The sequence below is a fragment of the Helicobacter cetorum MIT 99-5656 genome, assembly GCF_000259275.1.
Classification (GTDB): Bacteria; Campylobacterota; Campylobacteria; order Campylobacterales; family Helicobacteraceae; genus Helicobacter; species Helicobacter cetorum.
On sequence record NC_017735.1, the window covers coordinates 336,653 to 355,655 of the forward strand.

Consider the following 19,003-nt stretch of genomic DNA (forward strand, 5'->3'; position numbering starts at 1 on the left):
TATAACCTTTTGAATCTCTAAATACTTCTCTTTAATCTATTCTCAAAGAAAATAGCTAATTGAGATAAGGTTAGACTAGAATTATGAAATAGGCATACCCTATTTAGAAGTAGCGTTTAAAATACCCATATAGAGTAATTTTAATAAAGAATTTTCATTAGAAAAACCCCCTTATAGTTTTAGTTAATTTTTTCAAATTGTCTATGGACTAGCTCAATAATGTTAGTCGTATAGATAATCTTTCTAAGCAGGGGGATACTTAAAAAATAAAGAGAGATTATCCCATTTATTTTGCCAAGATTTAAGCACTAAGAGATACTTACTACCCCATTTTTCATTAAGTCTAATAAGCTCACTTTCAGCTATCTCTTTAGTAGAGGCTTGATAGACTAGCTTTAAATCTTTTAAAAACTCTTTTTGATTTTTGCTAGCAACATACTTAATAGAATTTCTAATCTGATGGACTATACAAAGTTGCACCTCAGTCTTAGGAAAAATGCTATTGATAGCTTCAAGAAATCCTTTTAATCCATCAACTAAGGCTATAAGAATATCCTCTAAGCTATTTTTTTAAATCAGTAAGAACACTAAGCCAAAAATTAGCTCCCTTTACTTTCACTTTAAATATAATCCTAAAACTTCTTTCTTACCCTCTAAATCTAGTGCTAGAATGGTATAAACCGCCTTAGTAACATACCTACCATCTTCTTTAATCTTATAGTGGATTGCATCTAAATCACACAAAAGGATAGATAGCTTTAAGGAGTCTAATTTGGACATTCTCTTAGCTTGTCTATGATTTTATCTGTAATGGCACTCATAGTGGCTATACTTAACTCTATCCTATAAATTTCTTCAAATATGTTTTACAATATCCTTATAGTTCAATCCTAAGCCATACATAGAGAGTATCCAATCTTTCTATTTCATTAGAGATACTAGTTTGATTTTTCTTTACAATTTGGGGTTCAAAAGTTCCTGCTCTATCTCTTCTTAGTATTCAGTATAAAAGCTCCATCGGTGCTTTTAATAGTCTTAGAAGATTTACCATTCTTACGATTTTTATTGCCCCCTAAAAACCTTAGTGCAATATGGGTTTTTATTGCAACTTTTAGTGCTGCTTCTATAAGTTGTTTAACTAATGGAGCTAAAACACCATCTTTACCACTAATTTTTTTACCTGCTAAAATTTGTTGCACTGCGTTATTAAAATCAAAATTTTGTTCTTGTTCTGTCATAATCAATCCTTTTTGTTATTTTAGTGGATTGACACAGAATTTTTAATGGACCCCTCTAACGCTTAAAAATTATCTCTATCACTGATTTAACCGCTTTCGCATCGCACAAAAGAGCGATACTCCCCTTAAACAGACAATAACAATCTTTCAAACCTACAAGAATAATATTATTCCCCACAATCCCCTTACTAGCTAAAACGGTTTTTAATCTTACTTTTAAACTTTGTCTTTCTAATTCTTTTTGTCTTTCTAATTCTTTTTGTCTTTCTAATTCTTTTTGTCTTTCTAATTCTTTTTGTCTTTCTAATTCTTTTTGTCTTTCTAATTCTTTTTGTCTTTCTAATTCTTTTTGTCTTTCTAATTCTTTTTGTCTTTCTAATTCTTTTTGTCCGAAATTTTCACTTTTAAGCACTCCTAATTTAATACACTCTTTAACTTCGCTAGAAACACCCTTTTGCAAAGACAAGGGCAAAATTTGTGCTAAAGCACTACTTGGCACTAAAGCATAGATTTGTGCGTAGTTTTTGGCTAATTCAAGGGCTTGTATATCAATATTTTTATTATGGGCAGAGTCAAAACGCTCTTCAAAATAATCCCCTTTATTTTCATAAAAATGCCCAAAACCATTTTCATAAAAATCTATCCCACACAAATAGATTTCTTTATAGCCTAGAGCAATCGCAACAAGTAACATCATAATCCCACTGGTGAAATGTTGACCATAAAAATTGCGGTATTTTGCATGCAAGGCAAAAAATGGCTCTAAATCCTTTAAATACGAATAAGTAGAACGAACCCCCACATAATGCCTATCCAAGTATTCTTGTGCTAATTGTTGGCAACCACCAAAATAACTATATAATCCCACATGTACACAATAAATTTGTTCTAAATCATATTCAGAACTATTAACCATAGCTTGAGCCACTTTCATTTGCAAATCAAACACACATGCATTAAAAAACACCCCCTTAACTTCTCTACCCAAATAATACTTGTCTTCAAAATAAAATTGATTGCATCTAAAGACATCAAAATCTTTAGGAAAAAGCGAATAATCTAAATCTTTGATACTAGGGCCATTGCCAGCGATGATAAGGGGTTTCTTTTGATTTTTTTCACACATCAAAATCCTTTAAATTATCTATATCTAAGGCATGCGAAATTTCTATTTCATAACCTATCAAGCTATCATTTAAGCTCGTTTTTTTGTCTAACTCACTTGTTTGAGAAAGATAAATCGCCCCATTGACTTGATAAAAGTTAGGAATATCTTGACGCCTAATGGTGCTATTAGTCCCTAGCAACGAAGAAAGTTGGTCATCTTTAAGAGTGCGTAACAAAAAGGGGTTAACCTCTACTTTATGCACGCTTGCTAGACTTTGAAAATGATTTTTAGTATAGCATTCCCACGCACCTAGAATATCCTTAGTATCTCTTAAGGGCGAAGTGGGTTGTAAAATCATCACATGATTAAAGTGCATGTTTATTTTAGAATAATTTTCTAAAGTTTCTAACAAACCTAAAATCGTAGGGGCGGTGTCGCTTGAATTTTCTTGACTTCTTAAAAACGGCACACTAGCCCCATATTTTAAGGCAATTTCTTTATAAGTCTCGCTATCTGTGCTTACCATAACCTCATCAAAAAGCTTTGAATCTAACGCACTCAGTATCGTATGTGCCATTAAGGGCAAACCTCTAAATGCCTTAATATTCTTATCTTTCACGCCCTTAGAACCACTTCTAGCAGGAATATAAGCTAAAATCATTCGCTCACCTTTCTTACTACAAAGCTTTTTTGCGTAGGCGTGTCAAACAATTCCAAACTTAAACTCGCCAAAAATTGCTTAACGCTATCGCCTTTGCCAAAATGAGAGTTCTTTTCTAAGATATTTTTTAAATTTAAAGCCTTGTCTATAGCTAATAAAATCTCGTTTTTATCTTCTTTAGCGTTAATGATATGACTAGCTTTGCTTCTATTATTTTGTCTTGTGCCAAGATTGATACAAGGCACACCATAAACCCCAGCCTCTCGTATCCCGCAACTTGAATTGCCAATAATAAACTCTGCGTTTTTTAAAAGCGTTAAAAAATATTCAAAACGCATGCTAGGAAAACTAACGAAATTTTTATGCCCTTTTAAAGTCTCTAAAGCTTTTAAAATAATGTTTGAACCTAGATCATTATTAGGATAAATCGTAATAAAATTTTTCCCACTCATCTTGATAGCCTCTAACACTTCAAAAATGTGTTTAGGCAAGCTAAGCACTTCGCTCACCACAGGGTGATAAATCAAAATCGCATAATTATTTTTAAAACGCTCTATTTGATAATAATATTCTAAAACTTCTTCTAAGCTAGGTAAATCCCCTAACATCACATCAATATCGCTAGAGCCGATATTAAAAATACGCTCTTTTTTCTCCCCTAGCTGAATAAGATTTGATTTAGCATCTTCATTACAAACATAATGAATATGGGCGAGTTTTGACACACTATGGCGGATACTTTCATCTATGGTTCCTGATACTTCTCCTCCTTCAACATGCGCGCATAAAATATTATTGAAACTCGCTACAATCGCACATGCCAAGCTCTCTACTCTATCCCCATGCACCACGATTAAACTAGGCTTTTCTTGGGCTATGAATGATGAAAATTGCGTGATAGTAGTAGCTAAGGCTAAATCCATAGCAATTTCATCTTCATAAGGCTTGCTTAAAAAGACATTTTCAAAACCATCTTTTAAAATTTCTACATAAGTGTTGCCATATTTTTCTAACAAGTGCATGCCACACACAAAAATACGATAAGTAATTTGATTATTTAAGGGGTGTTTAGAGTGTTTTAAATCTCTTATAGCCTTAATTAAAGGCTTGAGCTTACCATAATCCGCTCGGCTATTAGTTACAAAAACGATTTTTTTCACGTCGTTTATGGGCTTTCTAATGCCCCCCCCCCCCAGAAAAAGGAGAAAATAGAGAGTTATTATCAAAAACCATTTTTATGTCCTATTTCTCATTTTCTAGCATATCATCACAGATATGCTCATCTATGCTGATGTCAATTTTAGCCACTCTACCTAAAGTTTTTTCATAATCTTTAGCTAGAATCCCTTTAACCCCTGGTCGTTTTACCCATGCGTTACTTGTGCTGATTTTCTCACCCTTTTTAATAGGTTTTATAGCTACCATGGTCGCAAAAGCAAAGTCTCGTGTAACTTGCTCTTCATCAATTTTAGTTTTAGCGCCACCACGCATTAAAAAAATTTCTTCAGCACTTATTACTAAATCTTTAGCCTCATTTTTGTCCATAGAACAAATAATATCAGGTCCCTCTCTGTCTTTAGTATCTGTAAAATGCCGCTCCACTATGCTTGCCCCTAAAGCTATGGCACATTTACAGGCATTATTATTTAGAGTATGATCACTCAAACCTACCGGCACATCAAAGGCATTTTTTAAATCCAGCATAGCATTTAATCGCACGAGTTCAAAAGGCGTAGGGTAGAGATTAGTGGTGTGTAAAAGTGCTAAAGGCACTTTATCTATAATAGGGCTGATACACTCTTTCACGCTCTCTAAATCATGCATTCCAGTAGAAATTATCATAGGCTTTTTAAAATGAGCGATATGTTTTAATAAAGGAATATTATTCATTTCGCCAGAGCCAATCTTATACCCAACAACACCCAAATCCTCTAAAAAATTCGCTGCAGCTCTGCTAAAAGGCGTGGAAAGAAAGATGAGTCCTTGTTTTTCTATATATTCTTTTAACTCTCTTTCATCACTCTTACTTAAAGCACATTTTTTCATAATCTCATAAATACTTCTTTTACTATTTCCTGGAATTACTTTTAAAGCACTTAAGCTCATTTCATCTTCAATAATATGTGTTTGGTGTTTAATGACTTCAATGCCAGCATTTTTAGCTGCATCTACCATAAGTTTGGCAATCTCTAAACTACCATTATGATTAATCCCAATTTCTGCAACCACTAAGGGTGGCTCGTTAGCGCCTATTTTTCTACTGCCTAAGCTAAAACTCATTTCAAGCTCTCATTTTGCTAATATTTATCTCAAATCATAGCCAAAATAATGGATTTAAAGCTTAAATACTTATTGATAATTTCAACTAAAAATATCTTTATTTCAAACACTCTCAAAAATTCAACAAAATTTCTCTAATAGCTGTGCTAATGTCTCTTGCTTGTGTAATCGCACTAATCACAGCAACCCCACTAGCCCCGCACATTCGCAGTTCTGAAACATTATCTGTGGTAATCCCCCCAATGGCTACAAGGGGCTTTTGGATTTTAAAAGCTTGCAATTGTTTCAAAAAATCTGCGCCTACAACTTGTTTGACATCTTTTTTAGATTGTGTAGGAAAAATGGAACCTATTCCTAGATATGCCACACCATCCATTTTATACACCTTTAGAGCTTGTTCTAAAGTGTTCACACTCAAGCCTATAAAAAGGCGGTTTTTACATAAAGTTATGGCTTTTTCTAAGGCCATATCTTCTTGTCCTATATGCACACCACAAGCCTTTAATTCTAACGCCAAATGCACATCATCATTGATGATGAAAGGCACGCCGTATTTTTCACACAATCTTTGACACTCTATAGCCAACTTTTTGATTTCAGTATTGTCTTGTAAATCTAAATCACCTTTCTGGCGGAATTGAAACGCTGTGATTTTAGATTGTAAAGCTAATTCCAAAGTATACAAAAGCGATTTGACTCTATCGCCTTTTATGTGGTAGAAATCTTGCGAACCAGCCACAAACATGAGCTTTAAACAATTCACATCAAACATATTCTTTAATACTCCACAAATTCAAAGGCCCATGCCCATGCCCAATATTTAAGGGGTTTTGAATGATAATATTTAAATACTCCTTAGCCTTTATAATGGCATTTTTTAAATCTAACCCTTGGGCGAGTAAACCTACAATCAAACTAGACAAAACACAACCCGTGCCATGCGTATTTGGCGTATTAAAGCGCTTGGCATTTAGGATAAATTCTTCCTTTTCTAAAAACACCCAATCGTTGCTAAATTCCCCTTGAAAATGTTTGGTATGCCCCCCTTTAATAACAGCATTTTTAACACCTAAATCTCTTAAAACACACATCGCTTTTAAAGCGCTTTTGTCATCGCACACTTTTATCCCTGTAAGGGCATAAACTTCAGGGAGATTAGGGGTTAGTAAATTTGTTTTAGGTAAAAGGTGTTTTTTTAAGCTTGAAATCGCATTTTCTTCTAAAAGCAACGCCCCATTCTTTGCCACCATAACCGGGTCTAAAACACAGACTCCAAAATTACAAGTTTCTAGGGTGCTTGCTACACACTCAATGATTTCAACATTGCATAACGCCCCGATTTTGAACGCTTTTATAGAAAAGTCATCTCTAATAGCTAAGATTTGTGCTTTCACACTCTCTATACTTAAGGGATAAACCCTATGCACACCCTGTGTGTTTTGTGCGGTTATAGCAGTAATCACACTTGTCCCAAACACGCCCAAAGTTTGGAACACCTTCAAATCCGCCTGTATCCCAGCACCCCCACCACTATCACTACCAGCAATACTTAAAACTTGTGGATAAACCTTCACAACACTTCCTTAATAACACTATTCTCTACACTTTGTAACAAGCTTAGAGCATCTAAAAAATAAAATAAGAACGAGCCATTTGAGCCCTTATTTTCAAGCGCCTTTTTTTGTGCGTTAAAAGCGGCTTGTTTGTAGAGTGCACAAAGTTGTGTCATAGAATGTAGGGGGTCTTTTTTTAAACTTAAAAAACTCGCACACACTGCTGTGTGTAAGCACCCAGCCCCTGTAATTAAGGCTAAATACTCACTCCCCCCACTGATACTAAACACTTTTTTTCCATCGCTCACATAATCCACCTTGCCAGTCATTACAGCTATCACAGAATATTTTTGAGCCACTAGCTTGACTATTTCAATAGACTTCGTGGAATAATACGCATCTAAGCCTTTGCTTTCACAAGAAATATCCACCAAAGAGCCAAGCTCTGCAACATTACCCCTAAGCACACTAATTCCCCCACTTTCTAAAAGCTCTAAGCTTGTGTTATAACGCAAAGCGCTTGCCAAACACCCCACAGGGTCTAGCACAATGGGTTTATTCAAAGCCTTGTAATGTTTAATAGCCTCCTTACTACACAAAATAGTGCGTTCATTAAGAGTGCCAATATTGATAGCGAGTGCATCAGAAATTTGGGCTAAATCTTGCATTTCAACAATAGCATCACTCATTAAAGGCGATGCCCCTAAGGCTAACAAACCATTAGCCACAAATGGTGCCGCCACATAATTAGTGATATTATGCACTAAGGGGCGTTTTTGGCGTAATTCCTTTAACATGATTTTTCCTTAATTTGAGTGCAGTCCATTTTTCTCCTTAATAGGGTCAAACTCCTGTTTAAAGCGGTGTTGATTATTTGGGTCAAAATCTACAATACTCTTTAAGAAACCACTGAAATTAGCATTTTTCTTGCTAAGTTCTAAAGCAACATTATAATCAATCTGTTCTTTATATTTAGCATTCAATAAAATACTGCTATTTTCTATGTTATCAATCCTTAAATTAATCACGCCAATCCCAAAACTTGCATGCAATCGTTTCAATAAGCTCATAAGCTCTGAATTTTGCGTATCAATTTCACAGCTAACTAAATACCCTTCATTTGCCCAAGAACTATTAGAAATCGCCTGAAAATAGCACTCCCTACAATTACTCACACTAATTTCTCTTTTTAACTCAAAACTCACTAATTTTATAGGTAAAGTATCAAATTTCTTAGAAAAAGCGATTAAATTTTCATTAGATAGTTCTGCATACAAAAATCTAACCCCTACCATATCCGGATAAAGCCACCTATCCACACCTTTAGCAGATTTTAAACTCTCTTCATGAAAGATAGTTTTAGTATAGCATTTCAAATTTTCATTATGATAAGCCATATAGGTTAAAAAGGGGTGTAAATCCCTTTCGTGTTTAATGGTTTTTGTGGGTTCATTAAAATTCTTGTTTGAAGCCTGTTCCTTAGTTTTAGTTTGTTTTAAGGCGATTAAAATTTTTGGCTTGTCTTGCACTTTAACAAAAGGCAAATCATCGCCCTTTTTTAGGGCTTCATAAATATACGCACTAATACTCGCCCATGGAGTTCTACCCCCACAATCAAACATGCTTTCAATCTTGCCTTCTTTAAAAAGTTCTTTAGCTTTAAAATAAATGTGATTAGGGCTAATTGGTTCTTTGATAATCTCTAAAACGCTTTGAATAATTTCAATATCTAGCTTTTTCATCTTTATTTTTTGCTCGCTAGATACTCTTCATAACTCCCTTTGAAATCAATGATTTTTGCTCCCTTTTCACTAGGCACTAATTCAATAATTCTATTCGCATACGCATCAATGAGTTCTCTGTCATGGCTGACACAAATCACTGCCCCATCAAATTTAAAGAGTGCTTCACCCAAGGCAATAATAGCTTCTAAATCTAAGTGATTGGTTGGCTCATCTAAGATTAAAAAATTCCCCCCTTCTAGCATGAGCTTACTTAATACCATTCTGTGCTTTTCCCCCCCACTTAAAGCATTCACGCATTTTTCTTGTTCTTCGCCATTAAAGAGCATTCTTCCTAATGCGTTTCTTACCTCAGAGCTTTCAATTTTTTTGTTGAAATTAAAGAGCCATTGATACAAGGTTTCTTCTCCGCTGATTTCTTCGCTCACATTTTGTGGGAAGTAGCCCTTTTGAACGGTTGCCCCCCATTTCACCACACCATTATCGGGCTTTAATTCTTCTACTAGAATTTTACAAAGCGTTGATTTACCCACGCCATTTGGCCCTATTAAAGCGATTTTATCTTTGGGCATGATTTTTAAACTGACTTTATCTAAAATGATTTGCCCATCATAACTTTTAGAAATATTTTCACATTCTAAAGCTTCATTACCAATGGTGCGTTTAGGCTTAAAAATAATGCTAGGGTCTCTTCTACTTGATACTGCTAAGCTTTGAATATCTAATTTATCTAATTGTTTTTGGCGGCTTGTGGCTTGCTTAGCTTTAGAAGCATTAGCGCTAAATCGAGCGATAAATTTTTCTAATTCTTCTTTTTCTTTGAGTTTTTTATTGCGTTCAGCCTCTTGCTGTTTAGCAATCAAAGTAGATGCGATATACCAATCATCATAATTCCCACTAAACTCACGCACCGTGTGGAAATCCAAGTCTAAAATATGCGTGCATACCGCATTCAAAAAATGCCTGTCATGGCTAATAACCACCATGGTGCCGTCATGACGTTTGAGATTTTCTTCTAACCAATCAATAGCGTTTAAATCTAGGTTGTTAGTAGGCTCATCTAAGAGCAAAATATCTGGTTTTGGAAATAGCACTTGAGCTAAAAGGATTTTAAATTTATCGCTACTTGGCAAAGTTCTCATTAAATCATTGTGCTTAGAGCTAGGAATGCCTAAATCTTCTAAGATTTTTTCAATCACCACTTCGCATTCATACATAGGGTCTTCTTCTACACAAATGGTCTCTAACTCCCCTAGTCTCATATTCACTTTATCATCACTCAAATCCCCCTCTGTATATAAACGCTCTTTTTCTTTGATAGCATCATACAAACGCTTATTGCCAATCATTACCGCATCTTTAAGGCTTAGTTCTTCAAAAGCGTATTGGTCTTGTCCTAAAACCCCCATTTTCATGCCACTTGTAATGATTACTTCCCCACTGCTACAATCAATGCTTTTACTTAAAATTTTTAAAAAAGTGGATTTTCCTGCCCCATTAGCCCCAATAAGTCCGTAGCGTTTATTTCTATCTAGCTTGATATTCACATTTTCAAACAATTTTTTAGTCGCATAGCGTTGCGTTAAATTTATGGTTTGTAGCATTTTGCCATTTCCTTGTCGTTTTCATTTTATTACATTTTAAATAGAAAGGTTATTGTAGCACAGCCTGTATTTTTTGATATAATCTTGCTAGTCATCTCTCATTTTTAAGGTCGTGCTTTGTTGTTTAACACTCCCCTATTTATCTTTGTCTTTTTGGTTTTTTGTCTTACAAATCTCGCAAGCTTGCATGAAAAACTTTATTTTTTCATGACCACACTACAGTTTGGATACTTTGCAAATTTCTAGCAATTTCTCTGTTAACCTATTTGCTTTATCCCAACAAAGCGAAAAACTCCGTCCTTTAGGGCGGAGATGTAAGCGTCAATAGCCGTTAGGCTATTTTTTAGTGTCATTTAACCTAAAAACAAAAGGTTAGCAAATCTAATGTGGTGTTTCTTGCTCTTGGATATATTGCTTAATGATTTCTAAAGGAGCACCCCCACAGCTTCCAGCAAAATAACTAGGCGACCATAAATGATTGCCCCACAAAGTAGCTTTAACATTTTTAAAATTTTGTTGTCTAACCAAACGACTACTAACACCCTTTAAAGAATTAACTAACCTACTAACACTAACTTTTGGTGGATAATTGATAAGTAAATGCACATGGTCGCTTTCCCCATCAAATTCTACTAACTCGCTTTCAAAGTCTTTGCATACCTTAGCAAATACAGAACCTAAAAAGTCTATAACTTCTTTGTTGAATGCTTTACGCCTATATTTAGTTACAAATACTAAATGCACATGCATTAAAAAAACACAATGTCTGCCATGTCTAATATTATCAATTTGTTTCATAGACCAAGTTTAACTAAATTATGCTAAAATCTTTCTATGAAAGTAAATAAGGGCTTTAAATTTCGTTTGTATCCTACCAAAGAGCAACAGACCAAATTACAACACTCTTTTTTTGTCTATAACCAAGCCTATAACATTTGCTTAAATCTACAACAAGAGCAATACGAAAAAAACAAAGATTTACCCACTAAACAAAGAAAATGGCAAAAATCAAGCGAATTAGATAGTGCGATTAAGCACCATTTAAAAGCTAGGAATTTAAGTTTTAGTAGTGTAGTCGCTCAACAATCACGCATGAATGCAGAAAGAGCCTTAAGAGATGCCTTTAAAGTCAAAAATAGGGGCTTTCCTAAATTTAAAAACTCTAAATTTGCTAAACAAAGTTTTACTTGGAATAATCAAGGCTTTTCTATCAAAGACTTTAACGAACGCTTTAAGATGTTTAACTTAATGAAAATGCCCTTAAAAATGCGTATGCATAGAGACTTACCCCTTAATGCTAAGATTAAACAAATCGTAGTCTCTTGCTCTCATCAAAAATATTTTGTTAGTTTTAGCATAGAATACGAAAAAGAGCTTAACACTATTAAAGAGCCTAGAAATTGTGTCGGTGTGGACTTAAATATCTATGATATAGCTTTAAGCGTTGATTTAAAAGAATATGAAAAACTAACCGACCTAGAACAATACCAAAAAGACATGAAAGAACTAGGTTTAAAAGTAGATGAAAATATCAATCTAAAACGACTTATTCCTACTTATTCTAAACTACATTCTTTTAAAAAATACTCTAAAGAATTTAAAAGACTACAAAGAAAACAAAGCCGTAGGGTTTTAAAATCTAAACAAAATAAAATCAAACTAGGAGGTAATTTTTACAAAACTCAAAAAAATTAAACAAAGCCTTTGATAAATCAAGCTATCAAAAACTAGACAGATACCATAAAATCACAAGCGAACTTTCAAAGCAATTTGAATTGATAGTAGTTGAAGACTTACAAATTAAGAACATGACCAAAAGAGCCAAACTCAAAAATGTTAAACAAAAGAGTGGGCTTAATAAGTCTATACTAAATACTTCATTCTATCAAATCATCTCTTTTTTAGACTACAAACAACAGCATAATGGCAAATTGTTAGTGAAAGCTCCCCCACAATATACGAGTAAAACTTGTCATAGTTGTGGGCAAATCAACCACGAGCTTAAATTAAATCATAGAGAATATCTGTGTCAAAATTGCGGATATATAGAGCATAGAGATATAAACGCCGCAAGTAATATTTTAAGCAAAGGGTTAAGTCTTCTTGGGTTAGGAAATAGCCTTGCAGACTTTAAAGAGCAAAGCCTTTCGTATTAGCATTCAGTAGGGTGCTTTAGTTAGGAAGCTCCTCGCTTTAGCGAGGGGTGTTTCACATATTTCTCTCCCACCATTCAAACTAGCGGCTACCCTATCCAACAAATCAATAGCTTTTTTAAAGTTCTTCAATGCCTTTTCTGGAGATACCAATGTCTCAATAATTTTATTTGAATAATCTTCAATTTTTTTATTACTTAGCATTCTTTCATTAAACTCCTTTGGCTCTGTAATCTTTCTATAAACCATAAACAAATGGTATCTAGCTATGTTATACTTTCTATCAATTTGTTTTCTATTTAGAAAATTACTAAAAACATACTGCATCAACCCACACAGAATAGTATGGATGATAATCATGCGTATCTACAAAAAGTTTGTCTTTGAAAGTCTCATATATTATTCCATAACGACCCGATGAATTATGCGGAGTTTCATAAAAGACAGCCGCAAAACTTTTAATTTGCTCTCGCAAACCAATAATATTTTTTCACATAATATTCATTGCCCCATCATACTGATTTGTCCTTCTTTCATAAAATAGTTTGAATTCTTCTGGTTTTTTGTCCGACATCACCTTATAAAATTCTTCTAGTCCCTTTTGAAACTCCGTAAGAGCATTCAATTGTTCCCCATTAATAGCTGTTTGATTATTGGTAGCAACAGTGATTTTATTTTTTAAAGCATCATCACTTGTAATAACAAGCTTAATTGGCACATAAAGTTCATCAATTCCATCTAAGTTCCTATTCTCATACAGTTTGTGAGATGTTTGACAACCATTAACAACCTGAAAATTTTCCAAAATAAACTTATCTCCAGAACCCAAGTTTTTCTCAGCAATGAGAGTTATTCCATTATTTAGCAGAGGAAAATCATCAAAATCCCTACCCGTTAGAGTTCCCTAATCTTCTTATTCACATCATTATCGCCCAAGTTATCTCGAACATTATCATCAAATAAGTTTCTGATATTATCGTTCTCATCAATTAAAATTTTTCTATACTCCTTAAAGGGCAACAACCCAAAATATGCTCCATTAATTTTTTCATTTTCAAATGATATACTTGTTTTATCCCTAAAAATAAATTCGGCTTTTGAAGGTCTGTTGATTTTATCGTATAGTTTTATCAAGCTATTTCTATCAACTAATTCAAACCTTGCAATATCATCTGGTCTTAATAGTGCTTCATCTCGTATTTGCTGTATTTTCTTGTTTCTTGTAGTTTCAATTATGCTATCGTTATGATTAATGCCGGTTGTAGCATAATATAAAAAAATATCAAATTTATTTACTTTCGTTATACTTGGATTGTAGACAACGAAAAATAGTATGGGCATTACGAACCTCATCACTTACCAACGGATACTTAGGATCTTCAGACAAGAAGTCCAATAGTGTATCTGCCAAATTAGAAACCGCATCGCTACTAAATTTCTCTGAAGTTTTTGCTTGTATTGCCATCATCAACACATCTATGTAACCCTTTTTAAAATAATCCTCCAACTCCTGTAAGTCTGTTACCATACTACCATTGATTATAAAAACTATACTATCCACACCCTTATATGTTCCAGTATTAACAGTGGCAATTCTTTCATAATCATTAATACTATCATTATTCGCAAGCCTGCTTGAGACCAAACAAAATGCACTAAAATTCTTAAACAGCTCCTCCATACTACTCACATCACATTCCAAGCCAAATGTTTTAGCGAAGCTATTAACATAATTCTTTATAATTACATGCATTCCTAAGCTTTCCTAAAAGATTACAGATATTCTACCAAAAACCCATAAACTTACTACGCCTACTCACATGTCTGAAAGATATATAAAATAGGGTTAACTCTTAACCGCAAAATGCCTTTCAATACAATCGCACAAAATGTGAATAATAAGAATATGGATTTCTTGGATTCTTGGTGTATCATTACTAGGAACAATAAGGGCTATATCACTCAAGGCTTTCATCTTCCCGCCATCACGCCCCACCAAGCTAAGAGTTTTAATCCCCAAATCTTTTGCTTTTTCATAAGCCTTTAAGATATTTTTGGAATTTCCGCTCGTAGAAATCCCTATTAAAACATCTTTTTGCGTTCCTATTGCTTCTAATTGTCTAGAAAACACTTCTTCATAGCCATAATCATTCGCAATAGCAGTGAGTGCTGAAGTATCCGTATTAAGGCTTATGGCACTCAAGCCCTTTCTCTCTAATTTGTAACGCCCTGTTAATTCTGCGGCAAAATGCTGTGCATCACTCGCACTCCCCCCATTACCACAAATAAGGATTTTCCCTTGATTTTCTAAGGTTTCTATCAAAAGATGCACACTTTGAGTTAAAGTTACTTGCAAACTTTGTAAGCTTTTTTCTAACGCTTCTTTGTGGGCTAAAAATTCTTGCTCTATTAAATTAATCATTGTATGTCCTTGTAATTTTTTCTATAATTTTGCTTGTAGAACGCCCTTCTTCAAACTCAATCAAACGCACTTCTTTGGCAAATTCACTCCCCACTACTTCTTGATTGAGATAATCCGCCCCCTTAACTAAAATATCAGGCTTTATGGCTTTTATCAAATCTTTTGGCGTATCTTCTTTAAACACCACGATATAATCCACACATGATAGGCTAGCTAAAAGAAACGCTCTATCGTCTTGGGCAATTATTGGGCGATTATCTCCTTTAAGTCTTTTAATGGAATCATCACTATTTAAACCCACAACAAGAATATCTCCTAAAGCTTTGGCTTTTTGCAAATAACTCGCATGCCCTTTATGGAGAATATCAAAACAGCCATTGGTGAAAACAATTTTTTGCTTGGTGTGTTCTAAGATTTTTAAAAGCTTTTCTAAAGAAATGATTTTAGGGTGGGTTTGATTTAAAACTAAAGCGATTTCTTCTAAGCTTGCTAACGCGCTCCCCACTTTACCTACCACTACAGCAGCAGCAGCATTGGCAAACTCACAAGCTTCTTTAATATTCTTTGTCTCTAATAAAGAGAGCATTAAAGATGCAATCACTGTATCGCCAGCGCCGGTTACATCATAAACTTCCTTAGCAATCGTAGGGCAATTAATAAGCGTATCTTTTTCTAAAAAAGCAATGCCTTGTTCGCTTAAAGTTACCAAAGGAATAGCAATGTGGTAAGTTTCTTGTAAGATTTTAAGAGCTTTTGATAAATTCGTATGGCTATCCAAATTCAAATTAAGAGCTTGCTCTAACTCAGCACGATTAGGCGTAATCAAACTTGCATAAGAATATTTACTATAATCTTTCCCCTTAGGGTCGCATAAAATAAGTTTATGGTGCTTGTTAGCTAGAGTAATAATTTCTTGAGTTAGCTCAAAATTTAGCACACCTTTATTATAATCTGAAAGGATAATGCCATCAATTTCTTTGATTTTTTCTGTGATAAAGTCTAAAAGGCGTTTTTTTAAAGTAGTATTTAAAGGGTCTTTGATTTCCTTATCCACACGCACAATTTGCTGATTTTGTGCGATAATGCGAGTTTTTAGCGTGGTGCAACGAGTGCTATCTGTTAAAACACCTGTTGTATCAATCTTTCTTACTCTTAAAGCGTTAATAAAATGCTTGCCTTCTAAATCATCTCCCACTACCCCACATAAAAAGACTTTTGCCCCCAAAGAGATAAGATTGTTAGCTACATTAGCCGCTCCGCCTAAATTCTTGCTCTCTTTTTTGACTTCTAAAACAGGCACAGGGGCTTCAGGCGAAAGGCGTTCACTCTTCCCCCACAAATAATAATCTGCGATTAAATCCCCTATGACTAAAATTTGTTTCATGTGTGTTGTTCTTTAAAAATCATATGAATATGGGGCAAATAATCTTTGATACCACTTTCTAAATCATATAAAGGCGTATAGTCTAAATCTAGTGAAGTGGATTCAATATCAGCTTGTGTATGCTCTTGGAAAAAGCTATAAGGATTTTTAATGTAAGTAACTTTGAAATCCCCTAAATGCTCTTTTAAAATTTTAACAATATCATTATAACTTCTTGATTCTGAATAGCCCACATTATAGACACCACTTTTTTGAGTTTTCATCGCTTTCACATTGGCTTGAATGACATCTTCAATATAGACAAAATCCCTTAATTGCTCGCCAAATTCAAAAAGCTTAACTTCTTTAAATTCCATAGCTTGTAAAGCTAGTTGTAAAATCATAGAAGCGGTTTTTTCTTTATAAAATTCTCTAGCCCCATAGACATTAAAATAGCGTAAGCCCACTTGAATGTTGCTATCACTATTAGAGCGAATATATTCATCCATGCAAAGTTTAGAAAACCCATAGACATTTTCTGGGTTTTCACCAAATCCTACTCTATTAGGGGCTTTAGTGTTACCATAAGTGCCTGCTGAAGAAGCATAAACTACCTTAGCCTTTTTTTTATTGGCAATTTCTAAAAGCCTTAAAAAAGCTTGATAATTAGTTCGCATCACTAATTCTTGGTCTAATACCGTAGTATCAGAAATAGCAGCTTGGTGGAATAAATAATCAAAATGCAAATTTTCTAAACGCCTTAAATCCAAAGGGTTATTAATATCTGCTGTGATAATTTCACCCTTAAAACCGATTAAATTCTTAAAATGCCCCAAAGAGCTTGGACGCTTGTTGCTTAAAAGCGTGTTGTTACGAAATTTATCTAAAACAATTACTTTAGCTTTAGGGTGGTTATTTTGAAAATAAAAGGCTAAATTACTGCCTATAAAGCCTGCTCCACCGGTAATTAAAATGGTTTTATTTTCTAGTTCATCATCAATATAACGCATTTTTTATCCTTAATTGATTAAATCAACTATCTCTTTAAAATCCTTACATTGTATCCAAGAATGAGAAGTTTTTAAAGGGTTTGTTGTGAGTAAAATATTGTTTTTGACTTTCGCATTCAAGCCTGCCATAATATCACTCTCTTTATCGCCTATCATAAAAGATTGTTCTAAATTAATGTTGTGTTCTTTAGTAGCTTGCAAGATTAAAAGTGGCTTTGGTTTTCTGCAATAACAATTTTCTTGTGGTGTATGTGGGCAAAAATAAATGCCATCTAAAGAAAAACCTAATTTTTTTAATAGGTTCTCCTGAAGATACTCTGTGAGCTTTTCAAAATCTTTGAGCGTATAATAGCCACGATTAATGCCGGATTGATTAGTGATTAAAAGAAGTTTATAACCTAAATGTTTAGCATGGCTTAATAGCTCAAAAATGCCCTTTTGAAATTCAAAATCTTCTCTTTTATACACATAGCCCTTATCAATATTAATAATGCCATCTCTATCTAAAAAAAGAGCCTTATTAGTGGTGTTCATGTTGGTGAAACTCATTAGAATGGTCGTATTGATGATTAGAATGGGGCATTTTATGATTGATAAGCATAACTCCCATATAAAGAACATAAACCCCAAAAACAAACACTAAAATTTTAGACACGATATTAAAAAACTTCCTATATGAAAGCCTACCTAAAAGCATTCCCATTAAAAATAAGGGCATGCTAGTGCCAAGCCCAAAAGCAAGGCCTAACATAGCCCCCATAAACACGCTATGACTAAGGGCTACACTCGCTAAAAACGAATATACCATCATGCAAGGTAGAAAACCATTCAACACGCCTAAGACATATAGGGCTAACACACTTTGTGAGCGTAAAGTTTTTTTAATCAAAGTAGAAATAAAAGGAACTTGAAATCCTAGTTTTTCTATCTTTGCCCCTAATAGAGCTAAAAGGATTAAAAGCACCCCCATGCTTATAAATAAAACGCCCTTAAAAAACATGCTTATGCTCAATGCATTCCCTAAACCTGCCACAATAGCCCCTAGCAACATATACGAGCTAATTCTTCCTAGATTATAAAGAGCATGACAAGTTAATTGATACGAAAAGCTTGTAGCTTTAGAAAATCTCATTTGACTAAACGCACTCACAATTCCCCCACACATGCCCACACAATGCCCTATAGACATGCTTAAAGCCCCTAAAAACATAGCCAAAAAGCTCAAATGCTCTAGCGGATTTGTCATAAAACCCCTATTTTTTTAAGAGCGATTTCCATGCCATCAAAAACCAGTCGCTCATTACAAATGGAATGCGCTAAAAAACGGCTCAAAAATTTCGCATCGCCCCCACAAAGATAGATTTTTTGATTTTGTGCTACTCTTTGAATACAGGCTATTACGCTAGAAATAATGCCATAGCTCACAGCGTCTTTGGTATCTTTAGGTAGAGTCTCTAGCGTAGCCAAAGCCTTGAAAGGTTGCTCTAAAACGCTCGCACTCGCCTTGTAGGCATGAATATATTGTGTTAAACCGGGTAGAATACACCCCCCCAAATGCTTGCCATTTTGCATAACATCAATTGTAATCGCACTTCCAGCATCTACCACAACCCCATGACTCACAGCCAAACACGCCATTTGTCTGTCTATTCCAAGCCCTACATAGTCCGTTTCTAAAAAAAAATATTGAGCGATATTTTGAGCCTTAGGATAAGCACTCAAAAGAGCTTTCTCATTCTCATTATTCACGCTAATGTAAAAAATCTCATCTTGAAGTTTTAAATGCCTTAAATCTTCTTTTGAGCTTGAAAACAGCTTATACCCTTGAGCAAAATGAATGTGCGTGTTGCCTATATCACATAAGGTCAT

General features: G+C 34.3%; 20 protein-coding genes and 3 pseudogenes. 1 reads left to right on the plus strand and 22 read right to left on the minus strand.

Translation table 11 applies throughout. The features are described 5' to 3' along the window. Positions 1-243: 243 nt before the first annotated feature. The 12 genes and pseudogenes from HCD_RS09665 to tnpA all read right to left on the minus strand — a co-directional run bounded on the left by HCD_RS09665 (position 244) and on the right by tnpA (position 10,984). Positions 244-780: pseudogene (locus HCD_RS09665) on the minus strand (IS256 family transposase). A gap of 203 nt (positions 781-983) precedes the next feature. Next, complete coding sequence (locus HCD_RS09670; RefSeq protein WP_014658608.1) at positions 984-1,238, minus strand: hypothetical protein; 255 nt, start codon at positions 1,236-1,238, stop codon at positions 984-986. Between the two features lie 55 nt (positions 1,239-1,293). Beyond that, positions 1,294-2,364 carry an alpha-2,3-sialyltransferase gene (locus tag HCD_RS01675; RefSeq protein WP_014658894.1) on the minus strand — a complete coding sequence of 357 codons (1,071 nt, stop codon included), beginning with the start codon at positions 2,362-2,364 and terminating at the stop codon, positions 1,294-1,296. Continuing rightward, positions 2,357-3,007 (minus strand): acylneuraminate cytidylyltransferase family protein, encoded by a 651-nt coding sequence (locus HCD_RS01680; protein WP_014658895.1) that lies wholly within the window; start codon positions 3,005-3,007, stop codon positions 2,357-2,359. Before HCD_RS01680 ends, HCD_RS01675 begins: the two co-directional genes overlap by 8 nt. After that, positions 3,004-4,167, minus strand: a complete 1,164-nt coding sequence (neuC, locus tag HCD_RS01685; protein WP_041594870.1) for a UDP-N-acetylglucosamine 2-epimerase — start codon at positions 4,165-4,167, stop codon at positions 3,004-3,006. Before neuC ends, HCD_RS01680 begins: the two co-directional genes overlap by 4 nt. Positions 4,168-4,249: 82 nt before the next feature. After that, positions 4,250-5,287, minus strand: coding sequence for an N-acetylneuraminate synthase family protein (locus HCD_RS01690; RefSeq protein WP_014658897.1), 1,038 nt, complete (start codon positions 5,285-5,287; stop codon positions 4,250-4,252). Between the two features lie 112 nt (positions 5,288-5,399). After that, positions 5,400-6,059 (minus strand): thiamine phosphate synthase, encoded by a 660-nt coding sequence (gene thiE / locus HCD_RS01695; RefSeq protein WP_014658898.1) that lies wholly within the window; start codon positions 6,057-6,059, stop codon positions 5,400-5,402. Continuing rightward, positions 6,052-6,861 (minus strand): bifunctional hydroxymethylpyrimidine kinase/phosphomethylpyrimidine kinase, encoded by an 810-nt coding sequence (gene thiD, locus HCD_RS01700; protein ID WP_014658899.1) that lies wholly within the window; start codon positions 6,859-6,861, stop codon positions 6,052-6,054. The genes thiE and thiD overlap by 8 nt, the downstream gene beginning before the upstream one ends. Then, positions 6,858-7,637 (minus strand): hydroxyethylthiazole kinase, encoded by a 780-nt coding sequence (gene thiM / locus HCD_RS01705; protein ID WP_014658900.1) that lies wholly within the window; start codon positions 7,635-7,637, stop codon positions 6,858-6,860. Before thiM ends, thiD begins: the two co-directional genes overlap by 4 nt. A gap of 9 nt (positions 7,638-7,646) precedes the next feature. Then, entirely contained in the window at positions 7,647-8,582 is a 936-nt protein-coding gene (locus HCD_RS01710) for an HrgA like protein (RefSeq protein ID WP_014658901.1), read from the minus strand. Positions 8,583-8,584: 2 nt separating this feature from the next. Continuing rightward, positions 8,585-10,186, minus strand: coding sequence for an ABC-F family ATP-binding cassette domain-containing protein (locus tag HCD_RS01715; RefSeq protein WP_014658902.1), 1,602 nt, complete (start codon positions 10,184-10,186; stop codon positions 8,585-8,587). Between the two features lie 381 nt (positions 10,187-10,567). Continuing rightward, entirely contained in the window at positions 10,568-10,984 is a 417-nt protein-coding gene (gene tnpA, locus HCD_RS01720; protein ID WP_014658764.1) for an IS200/IS605 family transposase, read from the minus strand. 36 nt (positions 10,985-11,020) lie between these two features. Here tnpA and HCD_RS08885 point away from each other — a divergent pair. Next, positions 11,021-12,342: pseudogene (locus tag HCD_RS08885) on the plus strand (RNA-guided endonuclease InsQ/TnpB family protein). Between the two features lie 3 nt (positions 12,343-12,345). Here the strand turns inward: HCD_RS08885 and HCD_RS01735 are convergent. From HCD_RS01735 to HCD_RS01780, 10 genes and pseudogenes are all read right to left on the minus strand, one after another. After that, positions 12,346-12,699, minus strand: coding sequence for a hypothetical protein (locus HCD_RS01735; protein WP_041594812.1), 354 nt, complete (start codon positions 12,697-12,699; stop codon positions 12,346-12,348). Between the two features lie 130 nt (positions 12,700-12,829). Next, positions 12,830-13,210: pseudogene (locus HCD_RS01740) on the minus strand (AIPR family protein); the annotation flags it as partial. A 23-nt stretch (positions 13,211-13,233) separates the two neighbouring features. Then, positions 13,234-13,680 carry a hypothetical protein gene (locus HCD_RS01745; RefSeq protein ID WP_041594814.1) on the minus strand — a complete coding sequence of 149 codons (447 nt, stop codon included), beginning with the start codon at positions 13,678-13,680 and terminating at the stop codon, positions 13,234-13,236. Further along, a complete protein-coding gene (locus tag HCD_RS01750; RefSeq protein ID WP_158308545.1) occupies positions 13,628-14,041 on the minus strand; it encodes a hypothetical protein in 414 nt (137 codons plus the stop codon). Before HCD_RS01750 ends, HCD_RS01745 begins: the two co-directional genes overlap by 53 nt. Positions 14,042-14,185: 144 nt before the next feature. After that, positions 14,186-14,761: a D-sedoheptulose 7-phosphate isomerase gene (gene gmhA, locus HCD_RS01755; RefSeq protein WP_014658906.1), complete on the minus strand. Its 576-nt coding sequence runs from the start codon at positions 14,759-14,761 to the stop codon at positions 14,186-14,188. After that, the gene (gene rfaE1, locus HCD_RS01760; protein WP_014658907.1) at positions 14,754-16,145 is read right to left on the minus strand and encodes a D-glycero-beta-D-manno-heptose-7-phosphate kinase; all 1,392 of its coding nucleotides are present in this window, start codon (positions 16,143-16,145) and stop codon (positions 14,754-14,756) included. The genes gmhA and rfaE1 overlap by 8 nt, the downstream gene beginning before the upstream one ends. After that, positions 16,142-17,134 (minus strand): ADP-glyceromanno-heptose 6-epimerase, encoded by a 993-nt coding sequence (rfaD, locus tag HCD_RS01765; RefSeq protein WP_014658908.1) that lies wholly within the window; start codon positions 17,132-17,134, stop codon positions 16,142-16,144. The genes rfaE1 and rfaD overlap by 4 nt, the downstream gene beginning before the upstream one ends. 9 nt (positions 17,135-17,143) lie before the next feature. Beyond that, entirely contained in the window at positions 17,144-17,668 is a 525-nt protein-coding gene (gene gmhB / locus HCD_RS01770) for a D-glycero-beta-D-manno-heptose 1,7-bisphosphate 7-phosphatase (RefSeq protein ID WP_014658909.1), read from the minus strand. Beyond that, on the minus strand, positions 17,655-18,380 hold the full coding sequence (locus HCD_RS01775; protein ID WP_014658910.1) for a sulfite exporter TauE/SafE family protein: 726 nt from the start codon (positions 18,378-18,380) through the stop codon (positions 17,655-17,657). The genes gmhB and HCD_RS01775 overlap by 14 nt, the downstream gene beginning before the upstream one ends. Then, positions 18,377-19,003 carry a type III pantothenate kinase gene (locus HCD_RS01780; protein WP_041594816.1) on the minus strand — a complete coding sequence of 209 codons (627 nt, stop codon included), beginning with the start codon at positions 19,001-19,003 and terminating at the stop codon, positions 18,377-18,379. Before HCD_RS01780 ends, HCD_RS01775 begins: the two co-directional genes overlap by 4 nt.

Bases quoted from the DNA above. Each gene is read 5' to 3' on its own strand.
- HCD_RS09670 (WP_014658608.1), bottom strand. From the start codon at position 1,238: ATGACAGAACAAGAACAAAATTTTGATTTTAATAACGCAGTGCAACAA.
- HCD_RS01675 (WP_014658894.1), bottom strand. From the start codon at position 2,364: ATGTGTGAAAAAAATCAAAAGAAACCCCTTATCATCGCTGGCAATGGC.
- HCD_RS01680 (WP_014658895.1), bottom strand. From the start codon at position 3,007: ATGATTTTAGCTTATATTCCTGCTAGAAGTGGTTCTAAGGGCGTGAAA.
- HCD_RS01690 (WP_014658897.1), bottom strand. From the start codon at position 5,287: ATGAGTTTTAGCTTAGGCAGTAGAAAAATAGGCGCTAACGAGCCACCC.
- thiE (WP_014658898.1), bottom strand. From the start codon at position 6,059: ATGTTTGATGTGAATTGTTTAAAGCTCATGTTTGTGGCTGGTTCGCAA.
- thiM (WP_014658900.1), bottom strand. From the start codon at position 7,637: ATGTTAAAGGAATTACGCCAAAAACGCCCCTTAGTGCATAATATCACT.
- HCD_RS01710 (WP_014658901.1), bottom strand. From the start codon at position 8,582: ATGAAAAAGCTAGATATTGAAATTATTCAAAGCGTTTTAGAGATTATC.
- HCD_RS01715 (WP_014658902.1), bottom strand. From the start codon at position 10,186: ATGCTACAAACCATAAATTTAACGCAACGCTATGCGACTAAAAAATTG.
- tnpA (WP_014658764.1), bottom strand. From the start codon at position 10,984: ATGAAACAAATTGATAATATTAGACATGGCAGACATTGTGTTTTTTTA.
- HCD_RS01735 (WP_041594812.1), bottom strand. From the start codon at position 12,699: ATGATTATCATCCATACTATTCTGTGTGGGTTGATGCAGTATGTTTTT.
- HCD_RS01745 (WP_041594814.1), bottom strand. From the start codon at position 13,680: ATGCCCATACTATTTTTCGTTGTCTACAATCCAAGTATAACGAAAGTA.
- gmhA (WP_014658906.1), bottom strand. From the start codon at position 14,761: ATGATTAATTTAATAGAGCAAGAATTTTTAGCCCACAAAGAAGCGTTA.
- rfaE1 (WP_014658907.1), bottom strand. From the start codon at position 16,145: ATGAAACAAATTTTAGTCATAGGGGATTTAATCGCAGATTATTATTTG.
- rfaD (WP_014658908.1), bottom strand. From the start codon at position 17,134: ATGCGTTATATTGATGATGAACTAGAAAATAAAACCATTTTAATTACC.
- gmhB (WP_014658909.1), bottom strand. From the start codon at position 17,668: ATGAACACCACTAATAAGGCTCTTTTTTTAGATAGAGATGGCATTATT.
- HCD_RS01775 (WP_014658910.1), bottom strand. From the start codon at position 18,380: ATGACAAATCCGCTAGAGCATTTGAGCTTTTTGGCTATGTTTTTAGGG.
- HCD_RS01780 (WP_041594816.1), bottom strand. From the start codon at position 19,003: ATGACCTTATGTGATATAGGCAACACGCACATTCATTTTGCTCAAGGG.